Source organism: Streptomyces sp. Rer75, from assembly GCF_013414305.1.
Taxonomy (GTDB): domain Bacteria; phylum Actinomycetota; class Actinomycetes; order Streptomycetales; family Streptomycetaceae; genus Streptomyces; species Streptomyces himastatinicus.
In genome coordinates, this window is the sequence record NZ_CP058693.1 from 7,359,041 (window position 1) to 7,377,988 (window position 18,948).

At 69.7% G+C, this 18,948-nt stretch carries 15 protein-coding genes; 8 read left to right on the forward strand and 7 right to left on the reverse strand.

Going from position 1 to position 18,948, the window contains the following annotated elements:
• Window positions 1–48: 48 nt before the first annotated feature.
• Complete coding sequence (locus HYQ63_RS31700) at window positions 49–1,578, reverse strand: UDP-N-acetylglucosamine 1-carboxyvinyltransferase (protein ID WP_123100717.1); 1,530 nt, start codon at window positions 1,576–1,578, stop codon at window positions 49–51.
• Window positions 1,579–1,689: 111 nt separating this feature from the next.
• Between HYQ63_RS31700 and HYQ63_RS31705 the strand changes: the two genes are divergently transcribed.
• Both HYQ63_RS31705 and HYQ63_RS31710 read left to right on the forward strand, forming a co-directional pair.
• Window positions 1,690–2,352 carry a hypothetical protein gene (locus tag HYQ63_RS31705; protein ID WP_179937224.1) on the forward strand — a complete coding sequence of 221 codons (663 nt, stop codon included), beginning with the start codon at window positions 1,690–1,692 and terminating at the stop codon, window positions 2,350–2,352.
• 2 nt (window positions 2,353–2,354) lie between these two features.
• Window positions 2,355–2,714: a GntR family transcriptional regulator gene (locus tag HYQ63_RS31710; RefSeq protein WP_123100715.1), complete on the forward strand. Its 360-nt coding sequence runs from the start codon at window positions 2,355–2,357 to the stop codon at window positions 2,712–2,714.
• 18 nt (window positions 2,715–2,732) lie between these two features.
• On the opposite strand, the gene HYQ63_RS31715 is transcribed toward HYQ63_RS31710, so the two are convergent.
• The gene (locus HYQ63_RS31715; RefSeq protein WP_179937225.1) at window positions 2,733–3,299 is read right to left on the reverse strand and encodes a Uma2 family endonuclease; all 567 of its coding nucleotides are present in this window, start codon (window positions 3,297–3,299) and stop codon (window positions 2,733–2,735) included.
• A gap of 90 nt (window positions 3,300–3,389) precedes the next feature.
• Window positions 3,390–4,289, reverse strand: a complete 900-nt coding sequence (locus HYQ63_RS31720) for a LysR family transcriptional regulator (RefSeq protein WP_179937226.1) — start codon at window positions 4,287–4,289, stop codon at window positions 3,390–3,392.
• A 193-nt stretch (window positions 4,290–4,482) separates the two neighbouring features.
• On the opposite strand from HYQ63_RS31720, the gene HYQ63_RS31725 reads away from it, so the two are divergent.
• Together HYQ63_RS31725 and acnA are read left to right on the forward strand one after the other, a co-directional pair.
• Window positions 4,483–5,325, forward strand: coding sequence for an urea carboxylase-associated family protein (locus HYQ63_RS31725; RefSeq protein WP_179937227.1), 843 nt, complete (start codon window positions 4,483–4,485; stop codon window positions 5,323–5,325).
• 206 nt (window positions 5,326–5,531) lie between these two features.
• Window positions 5,532–8,249, forward strand: coding sequence for an aconitate hydratase AcnA (gene acnA, locus HYQ63_RS31730; RefSeq protein ID WP_306664850.1), 2,718 nt, complete (start codon window positions 5,532–5,534; stop codon window positions 8,247–8,249).
• A gap of 76 nt (window positions 8,250–8,325) precedes the next feature.
• Here acnA and HYQ63_RS31735 read toward each other — a convergent pair whose 3' ends face one another.
• Window positions 8,326–9,213, reverse strand: coding sequence for a GNAT family N-acetyltransferase (locus HYQ63_RS31735; RefSeq protein ID WP_179937229.1), 888 nt, complete (start codon window positions 9,211–9,213; stop codon window positions 8,326–8,328).
• A 74-nt stretch (window positions 9,214–9,287) separates the two neighbouring features.
• On the opposite strand from HYQ63_RS31735, the gene HYQ63_RS31740 reads away from it, so the two are divergent.
• From HYQ63_RS31740 to HYQ63_RS31750, 3 genes are all read left to right on the forward strand, one after another.
• Window positions 9,288–10,286, forward strand: coding sequence for an NAD-dependent epimerase/dehydratase family protein (locus HYQ63_RS31740; RefSeq protein WP_179937230.1), 999 nt, complete (start codon window positions 9,288–9,290; stop codon window positions 10,284–10,286).
• Window positions 10,287–10,359: 73 nt separating this feature from the next.
• Entirely contained in the window at window positions 10,360–11,217 is an 858-nt protein-coding gene (locus HYQ63_RS31745; protein ID WP_179937231.1) for a hypothetical protein, read from the forward strand.
• Window positions 11,217–11,681, forward strand: coding sequence for a hypothetical protein (locus HYQ63_RS31750; RefSeq protein WP_179937232.1), 465 nt, complete (start codon window positions 11,217–11,219; stop codon window positions 11,679–11,681). The genes HYQ63_RS31745 and HYQ63_RS31750 overlap by 1 nt, the downstream gene beginning before the upstream one ends.
• On the opposite strand, the gene HYQ63_RS31755 is transcribed toward HYQ63_RS31750, so the two are convergent.
• The 3 genes from HYQ63_RS31755 to HYQ63_RS31765 form a co-directional block, all read right to left on the reverse strand.
• Window positions 11,678–12,448, reverse strand: coding sequence for a PIG-L deacetylase family protein (locus HYQ63_RS31755; protein WP_179937233.1), 771 nt, complete (start codon window positions 12,446–12,448; stop codon window positions 11,678–11,680). The genes HYQ63_RS31750 and HYQ63_RS31755 overlap by 4 nt on opposite strands.
• 44 nt (window positions 12,449–12,492) lie before the next feature.
• Complete coding sequence (locus tag HYQ63_RS31760) at window positions 12,493–16,356, reverse strand: GH92 family glycosyl hydrolase (protein ID WP_179937234.1); 3,864 nt, start codon at window positions 16,354–16,356, stop codon at window positions 12,493–12,495.
• Window positions 16,357–16,594: 238 nt separating this feature from the next.
• A complete protein-coding gene (locus HYQ63_RS31765) occupies window positions 16,595–17,128 on the reverse strand; it encodes a hypothetical protein (protein WP_179937235.1) in 534 nt (177 codons plus the stop codon).
• A gap of 338 nt (window positions 17,129–17,466) precedes the next feature.
• Between HYQ63_RS31765 and ngcE the strand changes: the two genes are divergently transcribed.
• Window positions 17,467–18,906, forward strand: a complete 1,440-nt coding sequence (gene ngcE, locus HYQ63_RS31770) for an N-acetylglucosamine/diacetylchitobiose ABC transporter substrate-binding protein (RefSeq protein WP_179937236.1) — start codon at window positions 17,467–17,469, stop codon at window positions 18,904–18,906.
• Window positions 18,907–18,948 lie beyond the last annotated feature (42 nt).

The window sequence follows — 18,948 nt, forward strand, 5'->3', positions numbered from 1 at the left end:
ACGGCTGACGGGCGGGGCGCCGCGTGCCGCGGCGCCCCGTGGCGGGCCTCAGATGTCGCGGAACGTCTCGATCTGCGCGCCGATCGAGTTCAGCCGCTCGGCCAGGTCCTCGTAACCACGGTTGATCACGTACACGTTGCGCAGGACGGAGGTGCCGGGCGCGGCCATCATCGCCAGCAGGACGACCACGGCGGGGCGCAGCGCGGGCGGGCACATCATCTCGGCGGAGCGCCAGCGGGTGGGGCCCTCGACCAGGACCCGGTGCGGGTCGAGGAGTTTGACGTGGGCGCCGAGCCGGTTCAGCTCCGTCAGATAGATGGCGCGGTTGTCGTAGACCCAGTCGTGGATCAGCGTCGAGCCCTGGGCGGCGGCCGCGATGGCGGCGAAGAAGGGCACGTTGTCGATGTTGACGCCGGGGAACGGCATCGGGTGGATCTTGTCGATGGGAGCCTGGAGCTTCGACGGCCGGACCGTCAGATCGATCAGGCGGGTGCGGCCGTTATCCGCCGCGTACTCCGCGCTGCGCTCGTGGTCGAGCCCCATCTCCTCCAGGATGGCCAGCTCGATCTCCAGGAACTCGACCGGCACCCGGCGGATCGTCAGCTCCGACTCGGTGACGACGGCGGCGGCGAGCAGGCTCATCGCCTCCACCGGGTCCTCGGAGGGTGCGTAGTCGACGTCACGGTCGATGTGGGTGACGCCGTGGACGGTCAGCGTCGTGGTGCCCACGCCCTCGACCTTGACGCCCAACTCCTCCAGGAAGAAGCAGAGGTCCTGGACCATGTAGTTGGAGGAGGCGTTGCGGATGACCGTGACGCCGTCGTGGCGGGCGGCCGCGAGCAGGGCGTTCTCGGTGACCGTGTCGCCCCGTTCGGTCAGCACGATCGCGCGGGTGGGGGAGACCGAGCGGTCGACGCGGGCGTGGTACATGCCGTCGGTGGCGGTCACTTCGAGGCCGAAGGGGCGCAGCGCGGTCATGTGCGGCTGCACGGTGCGGGTGCCGAGGTCGCAGCCGCCCGCGTAGGGGATCCGGAAGCGGTCCATCCGGTGCAGCAGCGGGCCGAGGAACATGATGACGCTGCGCGTGCGGCGCGCGGCCTCGGTGTCCATGGAGTCGAGGTCCAGTTCGGCGGGCGGCACGATCTCCAGGTCGTTCCCGTCGTTGAGCCAGCGGGTGCGGACGCCGATGCTGCCCAGCACTTCGAGGATGCGGTAGACCTCCTCGATCCTGGCGACCCTCCGCAGCGTGGTGCGGCCCGCGTTGAGGAGGGTGGCGCACAGCAGCGCCACGCACGCGTTCTTGCTCGTCTTCACATCGATGGCGCCGGACAGCCGACGGCCGCCGACCACGCGCAGATGCATCGGACCCGCGTAGCCCAGCGAGACGATTTCGCTGTCCAGCGCCTCACCGATACGGGCGATCATCTCAAGGCTGATGTTCTGATTCCCGCGCTCAATGCGGTTGACGGCACTCTGGCTGGTGCCGAGCGCCTCCGCGAGCTGCGACTGGGTCCAGCCACGGTGCTGACGGGCGTCACGGATGAGCTTGCCGATGCGGGAGAGGTAGTCGTCAGTCATACAGAAGAGGCTATCTCAGATATGAGATGCGCATGTGACCGGGGTGGGCGGAAGTGTGGGGGCTGTCCATCGGGGCATTGTTCTAGTAGTACGCGAACAATGGAGGTTGTCGTGACCCGCTCCTGGCGGTGCGCAGGCGTCGTCGCTCTGCCCTTTCTGCTGGCCTGGGCCGCTGTCCTGGCCGTCTTCGCCGCGTTGCGCGACCGGCTGCCGGATCCGGCCGCCACGCATATCGGCCCCGGCGGGCAGGCCGACGGATTCACCGGTCTGGGTGCCTTCCTCCCGGTGGCCACCACCCTTCTGCTGCTGCCCGGCCTCATCGCCTCGGCCGTCCGTGCCGCCCAGGTGACCTTCCCTCTGTGGCACCCGGCCGTGTCCTTCGCCGTCGCCGGGGCCGTCGGCTGGGCGGGATGGCTGCTGGCGGGGCGGGACGCGGCCCCCGCCGATGAGGCCGCCGAGGCGGCCGGACCCCGGCTGCCGCTCGCCACGGGCGAGACCGCCGTCTGGACGCGCAGCGTCGGATCGCCCGTGCTGGTCGTCGTGGGAGCGGGCATCACCCTGCTGGGTGTGGTGCTCACCGTGGTCACGGACGTGACGGCGGAGTCGGCGCTGATCGCCGCCGGGCTGATCTCGCTGGCGCTGTCCCGCTGCCGGGTCACCGTCGACCGCCGCGGTCTCTCCGTCGCGCCGTGGTTCGCCCCGCGCCCGCGGCCGGCGGCCCTGCTCAACACCCTGGTCGAGCGCGGCCGGACCGCGGCCGGAGCGCGAGGCTGATCATGCTCTTCCGTGTCGACCTCGGTTCCCCGGTCCCCCTGGGGGACCAGATCGCCGCCACCGTCCGCGGCGCCATCGCCGACGGCACCCTCCGCCCCGGCGAGCGCCTCCCCGCCGCCCGCGCCCTCGCCGACTCCCTCGGCGTCAACGTCCACACGGTCCTCCGCGGCTACCAGCGCCTCCGCGAAGAGGACCTGATCGACCTGCGCCGCGGCCGCGGCGCCGTGGTCATCGGCGAACAGCCCACCGCCCGGGCCCGGCTCCTGGAGGGCGTCCAGAACCTGGTGGAGGAGGCCCGGGCGCTCGGCCTGTCGGACGAGGAGGTCCTGTCCCTGGTACGCACCCGGCTGGCGGGCGGCTGAGCCGGGCGGAAAGTCGGATCAGAAGTCCGAGGTGTCCAACTCCAGGCCGAACGGCTCGGGGAGCGCGAGGGATGTGCCGAAGGGGTGCGGGCCGTCCACCTTGGTGTAGCCGAGGGGCCCGGGCGCGGCGTGGAGCGTGCAGGTGCGCTCCTGCCGGTCGACGAGCAGATACAGCGGAGCGCCGTACTCGGCGTAGCGGCGGCGCTTGACGATCCGGTCGGTGTCTCCGTTGGAGTCCGCGGTGATCTCGACGACCAGCAGGGTCTGGTCCGGTACCAGCGCTCCGCCGCCCTTCGCGAGCTCGCGCGGCACGATGGCCAGATCCGGCACGTACCAGTTGCTGCTGCCTGGCAGATCAAGGTTTCCCGAGCCTGCTCGGCAGTCGAGCTTGCTCAGCGAAGGGCCGATCTGCTCACGGATCAGATCAGCCGCGTTTTCGTGGTCCCAGCTCGGAGACAACGGTTCGATGACCCCCTCGACGATCTGCACCCGGTCCCCCTGGTGGTGCTGGATCGCGTACTTCAGTGCGGTTTCGGGGTCGTCGGCCACATACGAAGCCGTGTACGAATGGGGTTGCGCGCTCATCGGTCCTCCACCAGGCGTCGTAATCGCAGCATGACGACTGCGCAAGGTCTATCGCAATCCTCAACGGGCTGGGGCGAACTTGCCCAGCGATCACCCGTACCGGTGACCGTCTCCCGTCAGCACCGCCGCCAGGGTGCGGGCCGGGCCGTCCACGGCGGGGCCGTGGAGGAGTTCGGTGCGGTGGATCAGGCGGGGTGCGGTCAGGGGGATCGTGGCGATGCCGGGGGCGTTCTCGGCGGCCGTATGCGGGAGCAGGGCCAGGCCGTGCCCGGCCGCGGCCAGGGCGAGGAGGGCGCGTACGTCCGTGCCCTCGTACGACAGCGAGGCGCGGAAGCCGCCGGTGCCGCTCGCGGTGCGCAGGGCGCCCAGCGGCACCGCGGTGTCCGGGGCGTCCAGCCAGGGGGCATCGGCGAGGTCGGCCAGCCGCAGGCCGAGCCGGCGGGCCAGCGGATGGCCGGGCGGCAGGGCGACGACCAGCGGCGTCTCCGCGACCGCGACCGTGGTCAGCGGCCCGGCGTCGGGCAGCGGCAGGGGTGCGCCGGGGGCGGCCGGGCCGTCGAGGAGCCCCAGGTCCAGGGCGCCGGTCGCGACGGCCGCCGGGATCTCCCGGCGGCGGAGGATCCGTACGGCGGCGCCCGCGTCGGGGCAGGAGCGGCGCGTCTCGTCGAGGGCCGTGGCGACCGCGGGCGCCATGGCCAGCGGTGAGGCGCCGAGGACCAGTCGCACGGCGGCGGGCCCGGCCAGCCGCTCGACGTCCGCCCGGGCCGCGTCCAGCCGTCGCAGCAGCGGACCCGCGTGCTCCAGCAGCCGCGCCCCGGCGGTGGTGAGCGTCACCGGCCGCCGGGTCAGCAGCGGCGTGCGCAGATCGGCTTCCAGGGTCGCGATCTGCTGGGAGACGGCCGACTGCGTGGAGCCGAGCTGGTGGGCGGCGTCGGAGAAGGAGCCGCAGTGGGCCACGGAGACGAAGGTGCGGAGCAGATGCGGATCCATGCGGACAAGTATCGCGGCTCGGAAGGGGCGTTCATGGGGTCTCCGGACATCACGGCGGGCACCGTTCCGGCACCCGTTCGGGAGCGAGCGGTCCGGGTAGGCCCACCCCAGCGGCGCCGTCCGGTGGACGGCGATCGCCCACCCGCATCGCACCCGCCCGCACCACCGCACCCCACCGAGGAGAGGTAATCCGATGACCGGCACCGCAGCCGCCTACCAGGCCTCCGAGGGCGGCCCGCTCGACGTCGACCGGGCCTTCTACGACCGGGTGTCCGGCACCGGGGAGGGCCGCGAACTGGTCGACTCCTTCACCGTGCCCATCCGCTCGGGCCGCGCCTGGGAGGTGCCCGCCGGGCATCTGTGCAGGCTGATCACCGTGGACGGACCGCAGGTCGGCGACCTCAACGTGTGGAACCGCCACGATCCGCGCGAGCGCATGTGGGCCGCCCGCACCCGCCAGCTCCAGCGCGCCCACATCTCCACGTACGACCGCATCTGGTCCACGCTGCCGTTCCTGCGCCCCCTGCTCACCGTGACCGATGACACCCTCGCGGGCTACGGGCCCGACGCCGAGGGCGGCCGCGTCCACGATCTGCTGGGCACGCGGTGCGATCCGTACGTCAACCGCATGCTCACCGGCGAGGACTTCGACTACCACTGCCACTCCAACCTGGTGCGCGCCGTGCTGCCCTACGGCCTCACCGAGTTCGACGTGCACGATGTGCTGAACGTCTTCCAGTGCACCGGGCTGAACGAGGACGACCAGTACTTCATGAAGGACTGCCCGGCCCGCCCCGGGGATCACTTCGAGTTCTTCGCCGAGCTGGATCTGCTCTGCGCGCTGTCCACCTGCCCCGGCGGCGATCTCTCCGTCCCGCTGTGGGGGCCCGGCGCCCATGACCCGGTGGAGGTGTGCCACCCGATCGGCGTCGAGGTCTACCGGGTCGACCCCCGGTTGCTGCACGGCTGGGCCCCGCCGGAGCCCGCCGCGTACCGCAATCTTCACGGCATGACGCTGCCCAGGTGGCAGGCGTGACGCTGTCCCGGTGGCAGGGCTGAGCTGCCCACCGCGAGGGCCATGTATTAGAGTTATCTCGACATCGAGATATCTGTCGACGGGCGCACCGTCGCGCCGCACCGGTAAGGGTTACCTAACTTAGCCCTACCTTAGCGGATCGGCGCGGGCATGTCGCGGCAGCATTGCGGTGGTACGCGCGTAATTCATGCATGAAGGAGACTGTCGTGTCGGCGAACAGCTTCGATGCCCGCAGCACCCTGCAGGTGGGCGACGAGTCGTACGAGATCTTCAGGCTGGACAAGGTGGAGGGGGCCGCCCGCCTCCCCTACAGCCTGAAGGTTCTGCTGGAGAACCTGCTCCGCACGGAGGACGGCGCCAACATCACCGCCGACCACATCCGAGCGCTCGGTGGGTGGGACTCGCAGGCCCAGCCCAACCAGGAGATCCAGTTCACGCCGGCCCGCGTGATCATGCAGGACTTCACCGGTGTGCCCTGTGTGGTCGACCTCGCCACCATGCGCGAGGCCGTCAAGGAGCTGGGCGGCGACCCGGCGAAGATCAACCCGCTGGCCCCGGCCGAGCTGGTCATCGACCACTCCGTGATCGCCGACAAGTTCGGCACCAACGACGCCTTCTCCCAGAACGTGGAGCTGGAGTACGGGCGCAACAAGGAGCGCTACCAGTTCCTGCGCTGGGGCCAGACCGCGTTCGACGAGTTCAAGGTCGTCCCGCCCGGCACCGGCATCGTCCACCAGGTGAACATCGAGCACCTGGCCCGCACGGTCATGGTCCGCAACGGCCAGGCCTACCCGGACACCCTCGTCGGCACCGACTCGCACACCACCATGGTCAACGGCCTCGGCGTGCTCGGCTGGGGCGTCGGCGGCATCGAGGCCGAGGCCGCGATGCTCGGCCAGCCGGTGTCGATGCTCATCCCGCGCGTCGTCGGCTTCAAGCTGACGGGTGAGCTTAAGCCCGGCACCACGGCCACCGACCTCGTGCTGACCATCACCGAGATGCTGCGCAAGCACGGTGTCGTCGGCAAGTTCGTCGAGTTCTACGGCGAGGGCGTCGCCGCCACCTCGCTCGCCAACCGCGCCACCATCGGCAACATGTCGCCGGAGTTCGGCTCCACCGCCGCGATCTTCCCGATCGACGACGAGACGATCAACTACCTGAAGCTCACCGGCCGCAGCGAGCAGCAGCTCGCGCTGGTCGAGGCGTACGCCAAGGAGCAGGGCCTGTGGCTGGACCCGGCCGCCGAGCCGGACTTCTCCGAGAAGCTGGAGCTGGACCTGTCGACGGTCGTCCCGTCGATCGCCGGCCCGAAGCGCCCGCAGGACCGCATCGTGCTCGCCGAGGCGGCGCAGCAGTTCGCGCAGGACGTCCGTAACTACGTCCCCGACGCGGAGGAGGACGAGGCGGGCAAGGAGTCCTTCCCGGCCTCCGACGCCCCGGCCGTCTCCAACGGCGTGCCGAGCAAGCCGACCCAGGTCACCGCCCCCGACGGTTCGACGTACGAGATCGACCACGGCGCCGTCACCGTCGCCGCGATCACCTCCTGCACCAACACCTCGAACCCGTACGTCATGGTCGCCGCCGCGCTGGTGGCCAAGAAGGCGGTCGAGAAGGGCCTGACCCGCAAGCCGTGGGTCAAGACCACCCTGGCCCCGGGCTCGAAGGTCGTCACCGACTACTTCGACAAGGCGGGCCTGACCCCCTACCTCGACAAGGTCGGCTTCAACCTGGTCGGCTACGGCTGCACCACCTGCATCGGCAACTCCGGCCCGCTGCCGGAGGAGGTCTCCAAGGCCGTCAACGAGGCCGACCTCGCCGTCACCTCCGTCCTCTCCGGCAACCGGAACTTCGAGGGCCGGATCAACCCGGACGTCAAGATGAACTACCTGGCGTCCCCGCCGCTGGTCGTCGCGTACGCCATCGCCGGTTCGATGAAGGTGAACATCACCACGGACGCGCTGGGCACCGACCAGGACGGCAACCCGGTCTTCCTCGAGGACATCTGGCCGACCGAGGCCGAGGTCAACGACGTCGTGGCCAACGCCATCGGCGAGGACATGTTCAACAAGTCCTACCAGGACGTCTTCGCCGGTGACGCCCAGTGGCAGGCGCTGCCCGTGCCGACCGGCAACACCTTCGAGTGGGACACCGAGTCCACCTACGTGCGCAAGCCCCCGTACTTCGAGGGCATGACCATGGAGACGAGCCCGGTCGAGGACGTCACCGGCGCCCGCGTCCTGGCCAAGCTGGGCGACTCGGTCACCACCGACCACATCTCCCCGGCCGGTGCGATCAAGGCCGACACCCCGGCGGGCAAGTACCTCACCGAGCACGGTGTCGAGCGTCGCGACTTCAACTCCTACGGCTCCCGCCGAGGCAACCACGAGGTCATGATCCGCGGCACCTTCGCCAACATCCGGCTGCGCAACCAGATCGCGCCCGGCACCGAGGGCGGCTTCACCCGCGACTTCACCCAGGACGGCGGGCCGGTCTCCTTCATCTACGACGCCTCGCAGAACTACCAGGCGGCCGGCACCCCGCTGGTCATCCTGGCGGGCAAGGAGTACGGCTCCGGCTCGTCCCGCGACTGGGCCGCCAAGGGCACCGCGCTGCTCGGCGTCAAGGCCGTCATCGCCGAGTCGTACGAGCGCATCCACCGCTCGAACCTCATCGGCATGGGCGTCCTCCCGCTCCAGTTCCCCGAGGGCGCCTCGGCGCAGTCGCTGGGCCTGACCGGCGAGGAGACCTTCGACATCACCGGCGTCACCGCGCTCAACGAGGGCGGCATCCCGGAGACCGTCAAGGTCAAGGCCGGCGGTGTGGAGTTCGACGCCAAGGTGCGCATCGACACCCCCGGCGAGGCGGACTACTACCGCAACGGCGGCATCATGCAGTACGTGCTGCGCTCGCTGATCCGCAAGTAAGAGGCCTGCGACGCCTGTACGCCACGGACGGGCCGCACCCCCGCGCATCGGGGGTGCGGCCCGTCCGCACGTGTCCTCACAGGAACGCGCCGGAGGGGATGTACGGGGACGGCGGCCGCATCCCGCGCAGGCAGACGTAGCCCGCGTTGGACAGCTCCAGACCCGCCGCGAGGCCGACGTCCACCGCCCACTCCTGCTCGGCCGTCAGGTTCTCCACCGCCACCTCCGTGCCCTCCGGGAGGCTGAGCAGGGCGGCGGTCAGCAGGCGGCCCGCCAGCCGCCGGGAGGTAGCGGCGAGCAGTTCGACGTCTCCGTCGGCGCCGACGTAGCAGTAGCCGCTCCCGGTCAGCTCGTCGACGACCAGCAGCCGCGAGTGGCGCAGCATCTCCTCGTGGTCGGGGCCGTGCGCCCCACCGCGGGTGCGGCGGTCCAGGGAGTCCATCAGGTCCCGGTGCCGCGCCGTGCCCTCATGGACCGCGCCGTCCAGCGATGGCAGCCGGGTCTTCAGCTCCTTGTCGACGGTGCCGCGCAGCCGCATCGCCGGATGCAGGGTGAAGCCCGCCCGCCGGTACGTGGCCGCCGCGCGCGGATCCCGGGACCCGCAGATGATCCCGCGCAGACAGGCCCGTCCGTACAGCAGCGCCGCGGCCATCAGCTCCCGGCCGATCCCGCGCCGCTGGGCCCGGGGCAGCACGGCGAACAGCGCGAGCCCCCAGGTGCCTTCGCGGCGCGTGGACAACACCGTGCCGACCGGCATCCCGACATCGTCCACGGCGAGCCAGCAGCCGCCCGGATCCGTCCGCGCCAGATGGCGGTTGCGGCTGTCGATGCGGGCGAGCCGGTCGGGCGGCCAGTCGGCCGCCGGTTCGCCCCGCAGGGCGCGCGAGGTGTCGAAGGCGGCCGAGGCCACGGTCCTCACCGCCTCGGCGTCCTCCTCGGTGTCACGTAGCTGGCGGAGGATCATGCGCACCATCATGGCGATCTGCTGAGGGCTAATCCACCGGGCGCGCATCACCCCGAGCGGGCAGAGTCCTCGTCATGAGACTTCTGATGCTGGGCGGAACGGAATTCGTGGGACGCGCCGTCACCGAGGCGGCCCTGGCCCGCGGCTGGGAGGTCACGGTGTTCCACCGCGGCCGCCATGCCCCGCCGCCGGGAGCCACCGCACTGCGGGGCGACCGCACCGCCCCCGGGGGGCTCACCGCCCTCGAACACGGCACGTGGGACGCCGTCGTGGACACCTGGTCCGGCGCCCCCGCGGCCGTCCGCGCCACGGCCGGGCTCCTCGCCGACCGCGCCCGTTCGTATCTCTACGTCTCCAGCCGCTCCGTCTACACCTACCCGGCCCGCGCCGGACTCGCCGAAGACGGCCCCCTGGTGGAGGCGTCCCCCGACTCCGTTGACGTCGACTACGCGCAGGCCAAACGCGGCGGCGAACTCGCCGCCCTCTCCGCCTTCGGCGACCGCGCGCTGCTGGCCCGCGCCGGGCTGATCCTCGGCCCGTACGAGAACGTCGGCCGCCTGCCCTGGTGGCTGACCCGCATCGCCCGCGGCGGCCCGGTCCTCGCCCCCGGCCCGCGCGACCTCCCCTTGCAGTACATCGACGCCCGCGACCTGGCCACCTGGCTCCTGGACGCCGCCGAACGCGGCCTCGGCGGCCCGTACAACCTGGTCAGCCCGCCGGGCCACACCACGATGGGCGAACTCCTGGAGACCTGCGTACGCACCACCGGCTCGCCCGCCGAACTCCACTGGACCGACCCGGACCGCATCCTCGCCGCCGACATCGCCCCCTGGACCGACCTCCCGATCTGGCTCCCCCCGGGCGAGCTGTACGACACGCTGCACGCCGCCGACGTCTCGAAGGCGCTCGCGACGGGCCTCCGATGCCGCCCCATCGCCGAGACGGTGACCGATACGTGGGCCTGGCTGCGTGGTTTGGACGGCCAGACGCCGCAGCGTGCGGACCGACCTCGGGTGGGGCTGGATCCGCAGCGGGAGGCGGAGGTACTGGCCGCCCAGTGTCAACGCCAATAGTGGCTTCATGCGTTCGAGTGGCGAGGGGGCAAATGCCATCGGCACTTGCCTCTGCGTCTTTAGCGTTCACCGCATGGTCAGTTCCTCACACGAAGCCCTCCACCGGATTTTCCAGGAGGACACCGGGGCCATCGTCCGAGCACTCCGAAAACTGCTCGGCGTTCCGTTCCCGGACACGAGCAAGACGTTCGTAGTCAGCCCCGACCTCACCGAGATCGCGCCCGTCGAGAGACGTGTGGACACCCTGCTCCAGGTCGAGACCGAGAAGCACGGCACGTACCTGTTCGCGATCGAGTCGCAGAGCAGACGGGACAAGGACAAACCGGCGGCCTGGGCGTACTACCTCTCCTACATGTACGCGAAGTTCCGGCACCAGCCGGTGCTGATCGTGCTCTGCCCCGACGACGCCACGGCTCGCTGGGCAGCTCGGCCCATCACGCTGGGCTTACCGAGCCATCCGTCGCTGACGGTCCGCCCGCTGGTCCTGGGCCCCAGCAACACTCCCGTCGTCACCGATGAGAGGGAAGTCGTCCGGGACATCCCGATAGCTGTCTTCTCTGCGATTACGCATAGTAAGAGTGAAAACGCAGATGCGATACTGAAGGTACTGGCAACCACGCTCAGCAGGCTTGGCCCTGTTCAGGGAATGATGTACGCCGAACTCGTTGAGGCCGGTCTCGGAAACACCCCGGCACGAGAGATCTGGAGAGACCTGATGCCCGTGCTGATGAACTTCTTCCGTTCCCAGCAAGTCCAGCACGCCTTCGCGGAGGTGCGCGCCGATGCTCTGCTCCGGGTCCTCAAGGCTCGGGGGCTCGAGGTCACTGACGAGACGCGTGAGCGCATTGAGTCGTGCAAGGACATGGATGTCCTCGGTACCTGGCTGGACCGGGCCGGGACCGTCTCTTGTGTAGAGGATTTGTTCGACTGATGTCCGCGTTACTGAACTTCTTCCGCTCTGAACGCTCCCAGGTAGCCTTCGCCAAGGTTCGGGCCGAGAGCCGTGCCGAACATATTCTGCGGGTTCTTGAGCAGCGGGGCTTTGAAGTCGTTGGCATGGCTCGTGAGCGTATTCAGTTGTGTGCCGACTTGGAGCTTCTCGGGGACTGGTTGGATGGAGCTCTGACGGTGTCTTCCGCTGAGGACCTGTGTCGCCTGATCGACGTGGAGCCCAACTTCTTCTACTGCTCCGACATCGGCCAGCGAGCCTTCGCTGACGTTCGGATCGAGAGCCGCGCTGAGGACATCTTGCGGGTCCTTGGCCAACGGGAGCTTGTCGTCACCGCCGAGACGCGTAAGCGTATTGAGACGTGCAGGGATCTGGACGTCCTCGGTACCTGGCTGGACCGGGCCGTGACCGTCTCTCGCTCGGAGGAGCTGTTCGCCGACGGCTAGGGCTGTGGGGAGCGGACGGGGGAGACGTCGATGAACCACTCTCGGCCGAGCAGCAGGCCGAAGAGTGGGGGCGGTAGGCGGAGCAGCTTTTGCATGGCGGCGCTCATGCGGCCCGTGCCGTTGACCTGGGAGTGGTGGGCCGCCAGGGCCGCCTGCTTCTGGCGGGCGTAGGGGCGGACGTCGAGGCGGTGGGTGATGGCCGACCGAGGGCTGAAGCGGGTGCTCAGCTCCTCGGGGGTGAAGCGGAGGGGGATCCTCAGTCGGTGGGCCAGGCGGACCAGGCGTTCGGCGCTGTCGCGGGGGAGCGTGGCCTCCAGCACCCTCGGGGTTTTGGCCAGTTCGGCGGCGCGGCGGCCGACCTGGTGGACCTTGATGTGGTCGCGGTGGCCGTAGCCGCCGTGGGGGTCGTAGTGGAGCAGCATCGACGCGTCCTCGTCGCGGAGGATCGTGGCCAGCCGCTCGGCGGCCTCCTCCGTGTCCGCCCGGACGAAGCGCGCGCGGTCCGGCGGGTCGGGGTAGAGGATCGGGCCGTGCCCGCTGTCCGCGTAGCCGAGGTGGACGACGCGGTCGACGCCCAACAGGGCGGCGCTGGTGCGCAGTTCGTGCAGGCGGGGTGACTCGGCCTCCGTTGGCGCGGCGTCCATCAGCCCGTCCGTGGCGACCACGACCACCACCCGGTGCCCCTCATGGGCAAGCCGCGCCAGCGTGCCGCCGGTCAGCAGCGCCTCGTCGTCGGGGTGGGCATGGAATGCCAGGACGGTAGCCATGCGCCCATCCTGGCACTCCTGCCGTGCCTCTGCCGCACCTGCGCTCAGCCGAGCAGTTCGACCTCGGCCAGGGTGGCCTTGCCGTCCGGCACCAGGCGGTAGTGCGCGTAGGTGCCGGGGGCGTGGACCGTGAAGACGCGGGTCTGTTTGTCCCAGGACCACGACTCATTCGAGCGCCGGTCCAGGGGCTGCCACGTCTCACCGTCTCGTGAGCCTTCGAGGACCCAGCCGGTGGGGGCCTTGGTGCGGTCGGCGGAGGTGAGGGTGTATTGGACCGCGCGGCCCGCATCCCCGACCCGCAGGGTCGCCGACTCGAACGCCGCCTCCGTGCCCGACGTGTCGTCCAGCAGCGCCGTACCCCCGCTCGGCACGGTCAGATCGCGGCGCGGGGTGGGCACCTTGTCGTCCTGGGTGATGGAGGAGGGCGCGGACTTCGCACCCGTGCCCCAATTCGACGGCTTGGCGCCCATCGTGAACTCCAGCGTGCCGCCCTCGGCGAGCACCGAGTGGGGGAGGGCGGTGGAGTTCCAGGGCTTGCCGTTGACCTTCAGGGCCTGGACGTAGACGTTGGAGCGGCTGTTGCGCGGCGCCTTGACGACCAGGTCGCGCCCGTTCTCCAGGTGCACCGTGGCCTTGGTGAACAGCGGCGAGCCGATCGCGTACTCGGAGCCGCCCATCACCAGGGGGTAGAAGCCGAGCGCGCTGAAGATGTACCACGCGGACTGCTCGCCGTTGTCCTCGTCGCCGTGGTAGCCCTGGCCTATCTCGCTGCCGGTGTAGAGGCGGGAGAGCACCTCGCGGACCTTCTCCTGGGTCTTCCAGGGCTGTCCGGCCGCGTCGTACATGTACGCCGCGTGGTGGGCGACCTGGTTGCTGTGCCCGTACATGCCCATCCGGACGTCGCGGGCCTCGGTCATCTCATGGATGACGCCGTTGTACGAACCGGCGAACTCGGGGGAGGCGGTCTCCGGGGTGGAGAAGTAGGTGTCGAGCTTCTCGGCGAGGCCGGAGCGCCCGCCGTACAGATTGGCCAGGCCCCGGCTGTCCTGCGGGGCGGTGAAGGCGTAGCCCCAGCCGTTGGTCTCGGTGTAGTCGTAGCCCCAGATCCGCGGGTCGTACTTCTCGGACGGGACGCGCCACTTCCCGGCGGCGTCCCGACCCTGGAAGAAGCCCGCCTTGTCGTCGAAGAGCGTGACGTAGTTCTGGGCGCGGTGGAGGAAGTAGTCGGATTCTTCCTTGTAGCGGGGCTTCTTGGTCTTCGTGTACAGGGCGCGGCCCATCTTCGCCAGGCCGAAGTCGTTGAGGTAGCCCTCCAGCGCCCAGGACAGGCCCTCGTGGGTCTCGGTGCTGGTGTAGCCGAGGAAGGGGGAGGTGGACATGCCCTTGCGGCCGACGCCCGACGAGGGCGGCACCGCGGTGGCGTTCTTCAGCGCCGCCTCGTACGCGGCCTCGGCGTCGAAGCGGACGCCCTTGAGGTACGCGTCCGCGAAGGCCACGTCCGAGCTGGTGCCGGTCATGAGGTCGGCGTAGCCGGGGGAGGACCAGCGGGAGATCCAGCCGCCGTCCTTGTACTGCTGGACGAAGCCGTCGACCATCGTCCCCGCCCGCTTCGGGGTCAGCAGGGAGTAGGCGGGCCAGGTGGTGCGGTAGGTGTCCCAGAAGCCGTTGTTGACGTACACCTTGCCGTCGACGATCTTCGCGCCGGTGCGGGTCGGGGTGTTCTCCCCGACGGCGGGGGAGAAGGCGCTCGCGTACTGGTAGCGCGGCTTCCGCGCGGTCCCGGTGTTCTCGTAAGCGGAATTGGGATAGAGGTACAGCCGGTAGAGGCTGGAGTAGAGCGTGGTGAGCTGGTCGCGGCTGGCTCCCTCGACCTCGATACGGCCCAGGATGTCGTCCCAGGCGCTCTGGGCACGCCGCTTGACCTGCTCGAACGACGTCGAGGCGGGGATTTCGCGCTCCAGGTTGGTCTTCGCCTGGTCGACGCCGATGAGGGAGGTGGCGAGCCTGAGGGTGACGACGCGGTCCTTGCCCGGGCTGAAGCGGAAGTAGCCGGTGACGTCTTGCCCGCCGCCTCCGGGCAGCTTGCCGCTCGCGCTGACGGGCGCGTCGAAGACGCCGTAGACGAACATCCGGGTGGCGCCGGTGGACAGTCCGCTCTTGACGTCGGAGTAGCCGGTGACGACGCCGTGCTCGGGGTCGAGGGTGAGCCCGCCGTTGTTGTTGACGTTGTCGAAGACGACGCTCGCGTCCTCACCCGGATAGGTGAAGCGCATGACGGCCGCGTGGTCGGTGGGCGCGATCTCGGCCTTGAGGCCGTTCTCGAACGTCACGCCGTAGCCGTACGGCCGGGCGGTCTCCTTGCCGTGGCGGAAGGGGAGAGCGCGGGCGGTGCGGGAGGCGTCCGGGGTGCCGGACGCGGCGGACGGCATCACCTGGAACGTCTGCCGGTCGCCCATCCACGGGCTCGGCTCATGGCTCGCGCCGAACGCCTGGATGGTGGGGAGGTTGTCGGCGTTGTTGGCGCGGGCGTACTCGTAGAGCCAGCTGGTGGAGCCCGCGTTGGTCACCGGCGTCCAGAAGTTGAAGCCGCCCGGGACGGCGGTCGCGGGGAAGTTGTTGCCGCGCGAGAAGCTGCCGCTGGAGTGGGTGCCGCGGGTGGTCACCGCGTAGTCGGAGAGGTGCTTCAGGGGCTTCTCGGGCGCCTTGGGGGCGAGGGAGATGTCGTCCACCCAGCCGCGGAACTTCGCCGGGCCCTCGGGGGAGTCGTACGCGACGAGGATCCGGTCGACGGTCTTGCCCGCCGCGACGGCCCCGATCCGGGACTCCTTGTGGTTCCACTGGTTGACGTACAGCGTCTTGGAGGCCGCCTGCCCCTGGGGGCTCATCCGGGCGCCGTGCTGGTCCAGCGCGCGGGGCAGCTCACTCAGATAGGTGCCATCGGTGAAGGCGAGGTCGACGGAGACGTGGGTGGCCGGGTAGTTCAGATCGGTCTCGGGCATCGACGGGAAGATCCGGTACGAGAGCAGGGTGTCGCGGGTGACGGCCGTGTTCACGTCGAAGACCTTGTTGTACGAGTACGCCCGGCCGTCCGGCTTGTGGGTGCCCGCGTAGCGCAGGGCGTGGGTGCCGCTGAATCCCGCGTTCCCCTTGGCGGTGGGGGAGCCGGACGGACCGCGGTCGACCAGGCTGCGCATGTCGGCGGGGGCGGGCGGGCTGGTGTCGCCGTTCGCGAACTGCGTCTCGGCGAGCTGGGTGGCGTCCGCCCCCTTGTTGCGGGTGATCTCCAGGCGTAAGTGGCGGTAGGCGGCGGCGCCCTCGACGGAGAACTCCCTGGTCTGGTGGCGCTTGTCGAAGACCTCGTCCTCGCGGGTGTCCAGCGTGGTCCAGTCGGAGCCGTCGGCGGAGCCCTTGAGCGTCCAGTCGGCCGGGTCGCGCTCCGGGGCGTCGTTGGCGGAGGTGAGGGCGTAACGGACGACGTCGACGGGCTCGGACAGGTCGAATTCGAGCCAGGGCGTCCGGTCGAACGCGAGCCACTTGGTGGTGTCCTCGCCGTCGACCAGGTTCTCCTTGGTCTCGCCCGCGTCGGCGTACTCGCCGCTCGCCCGGACCTCGGTGACCTTGTCGGTCACGTTCCCCGGGATGCCGGAGGTGTAGCCCCCGTCGACGCCGTCGGCCTTCTTCCCACCGCCCGGGGTGGTCTCGACGGTGTTGCGCCAGTCGGGCTGCGGATCGTCCGTCTCGAAGGACGAGGCAAACGCTGAAGCGGCCGCGGCACGGTCCGCGGCCGCTCCGGGGCCGCGCGGAACGGCGGCCGCCGCGCCCTGGGCGGTCACCACCAGCAGAGCGGCCGCCACCAGGGCGGCCGCTCGACCTGCCGGAGGTCTGCGTCTGAGCCGTCTCTGTCGCATACTCAGCCTCTCAACGAGTCTGACAACGTTGTCGATTGGGTGGGGCAGGGATAAGTAGGGCGTTGCGGGGAGGGTGGTGTCAAGGTGACGGACGTGCACAAGCCATGCGGGTGATCACTCCATGCGAGTGATCTTGGGGCGGCGACCGCGCGACGCGGGCCGCACCCACGCCGGGATGCGGCCCCTGTCCATGACGGCCGGTCAATAATCCATCAGCAGGATCCATCGGCGCGACCCATCAGCCGGGAGAGCTGGACTTGGTGGCCATCGACAGACGGCACTTCTTCGCCTTCTTGGAGGAGTCCGCCTGGAGGCCGGAGACCTTGATGGTCTTGTCGGAGTTCCCCGCCACCGAGGCGTCGGACTCGGTGCCCGTGGTCACGACCTCTCCGGAGCTGTCCACGAACCCGACGAGGAGGAAGTAGTAGGCCGTGGAGGAGCTGGAGTTGCTGATCTTCACATTGGCGTACGGCTTGCCGTCCGTGCTCCAGCCGCACGTGCCCATCTTGGCGTCCGCCGATATCAGCCCGGAGCCGCCGGTGGGCGTGTCCGAGGGGTCGTCGGTGCGGTCGGTGGCGGGGTCGTCGGTGGGCTCCTCGGTCGGCTCCTCCGTCGGTTCCACCGGGAGCCGGGCCATGCCCTTGCCGATCGCGGCACCGCCCTTGGTGTCCTCGGCCGGAGAGCCGCCTCCGTCCGTGCCGCAGCCCGCGGAGAGCGCGAGTGTCGCGGCCACGACAACACTGGTGGCGAGGGGAAGCTGCTTCCGGGGCACGAGGACCGCCTCTCATGGATCGCGCGCACGGCTGAGTGCCGTACGGGCTGGGCCCCCCACGGTATGTCGGACAGGTCTCAACTCGGGAAAGATGCCACCCCGATGACCATTCGATCTTGCCCTCTCGATGCCCAGTGGACTATACCTGTCGCCCCAGGGGGAGGCCGCGCCGCGGCCATGCCGAGCCGGCCTCGGCGGTTCTGAGCTCTCCCGGCGCACACCCAGCAATTCCGCTTCACGCTTCAACTGACCCGCGGTGTCGGGCCCCTCGCCCGGAGGCGAGCATGTACGGGAGACCGTTACACCGCCTGAGTCCTGACGAAGGCGAGGACTTGAGCATGGGATCCACCCCAGATTTCGGACGGCGTGACCTGATCAAGCGGTCGGCGGCACTCGGATTGATCACCGTGCCGGCGATGAGTGTGCTCTCCGCCTGTGCCAGCGGTGGTGGCGACGACGACACCAAGAAGGTCGACAAGGGCGAGAAGACCGCCAAGAACCCGCTCGCCGTCAACGCGAGCGCGCCCCTCGACGTCGTCATCTTCGACGGCGGCTTCGGCCAGCAGTACGCCAAGGACGCCGAGGCGGAGTACACCAAGGCGTTCCCGAAGACCAAGGGCAAGGTCAAGCACGCCGCGACCCAGAAGATCCAGACCGTGCTCCAGCCGCGGTTCAACGGCGGCACCCCGCCGGACCTCGTCGACAACTCCGGTGCCGAGCAAATGGACTTCGGCACCTTGGTCGGCAAGAACCAGCTGACCGACCTCACCCCGCTGCTGGACTCGCCCTCCCTCGACGACCCGAACAAGACGGTGCGCGAGACGCTGCGCCCCGGCGTGGTCGAGATGGGCCAGTTCGACGGCAAGCCGGTGTGGATCCTCTACTACGCCTACACCGTCTACGGCGTCTGGTACTCCAAGACCAATCTGGCCAAGCTCGACGCGGAGTACCCCGAGACCTGGGACGACATGCTCAAGGTCTGCGAGAAGGCGAAGAAGAAGGGCGTCGCGGGCTGGACCTACCCGGGCAAGTTCCCGTACTACCTGCCGTTCAGCCTCTACCCCTTCATCGCCAAGATCGGCGGCCGGGACGTCCTGGACTCGATCGACAACCTGGAGCCGAACGCCTGGAAGAACCCGGCCGTGAAGGCCGCCTTCGAGGCGTACTACGAGCTGTACAAGAAGGGCTACATCCTCAGGGGCACCCCCGGGCTCACCCACATCGAGTCGCAGACCGCCTGGAACGAGGGGAAGGCGCTGTTCATCCCCAACGGCTCCTGGGTGGAGAACGAGGCGAAGAAGACCACGCCGAAGGACTTCCAGATGGCGGTGGGCGCGCCCTCCAGCCTCGACAAGAGCGACAAGTTGCCGTTCGGCACCCTCTGGGCCTCCGGCGGTGAGCCCTTCATCGTGCCGAAGGCGGCCAAGAACCCCCAGGGCGGCATGGAGCTGCTGCGGATCATGCTCGGCGAGAAGTCGACCAAGAACTTCGTCCAGCAGGTCTCCTCGCTCTCCTCGCTCAACGGCGGCACCGACGGGCTGACCCTGCCGCCGGGCCTGTCGTCCGCGCAGCAGGTGCTGGAGAAGGCGGGCAAGAACGTCGTCAACCCGCGCCTCCAGGACTGGTACGTGACGCTCCAGAAGCAGCAGATCGGCGTGGGCGCGCTCGGCGAGATGATGGCGGGCCGGATGACTCCGGCCGAGGCGATCAAGAAGTGCCAGAAGTTCGCCGACGCCACGGCGAAGGACGACGCCGTCAAGAAGTACAAGCACGTCTGACCGAGGCACATCTGATGGGATTCGATGCGTCACCGGCGGCAT

Bases quoted from the DNA above. Each gene is read 5' to 3' on its own strand.
- HYQ63_RS31715 (WP_179937225.1), bottom strand. From the start codon at position 3,299: ATGAGCGCGCAACCCCATTCGTACACGGCTTCGTATGTGGCCGACGAC.
- HYQ63_RS31735 (WP_179937229.1), bottom strand. From the start codon at position 9,213: ATGATCCTCCGCCAGCTACGTGACACCGAGGAGGACGCCGAGGCGGTG.
- HYQ63_RS31760 (WP_179937234.1), bottom strand. From the start codon at position 16,356: ATGCGACAGAGACGGCTCAGACGCAGACCTCCGGCAGGTCGAGCGGCC.
- HYQ63_RS31745 (WP_179937231.1), top strand. From the start codon at position 10,360: ATGGTCAGTTCCTCACACGAAGCCCTCCACCGGATTTTCCAGGAGGAC.
- HYQ63_RS31725 (WP_179937227.1), top strand. From the start codon at position 4,483: ATGACCGGCACCGCAGCCGCCTACCAGGCCTCCGAGGGCGGCCCGCTC.
- HYQ63_RS31740 (WP_179937230.1), top strand. From the start codon at position 9,288: ATGAGACTTCTGATGCTGGGCGGAACGGAATTCGTGGGACGCGCCGTC.
- HYQ63_RS31720 (WP_179937226.1), bottom strand. From the start codon at position 4,289: ATGGATCCGCATCTGCTCCGCACCTTCGTCTCCGTGGCCCACTGCGGC.
- HYQ63_RS31700 (WP_123100717.1), bottom strand. From the start codon at position 1,578: ATGACTGACGACTACCTCTCCCGCATCGGCAAGCTCATCCGTGACGCC.
- HYQ63_RS31710 (WP_123100715.1), top strand. From the start codon at position 2,355: ATGCTCTTCCGTGTCGACCTCGGTTCCCCGGTCCCCCTGGGGGACCAG.
- HYQ63_RS31750 (WP_179937232.1), top strand. From the start codon at position 11,217: ATGTCCGCGTTACTGAACTTCTTCCGCTCTGAACGCTCCCAGGTAGCC.
- ngcE (WP_179937236.1), top strand. From the start codon at position 17,467: ATGGGATCCACCCCAGATTTCGGACGGCGTGACCTGATCAAGCGGTCG.
- HYQ63_RS31755 (WP_179937233.1), bottom strand. From the start codon at position 12,448: ATGGCTACCGTCCTGGCATTCCATGCCCACCCCGACGACGAGGCGCTG.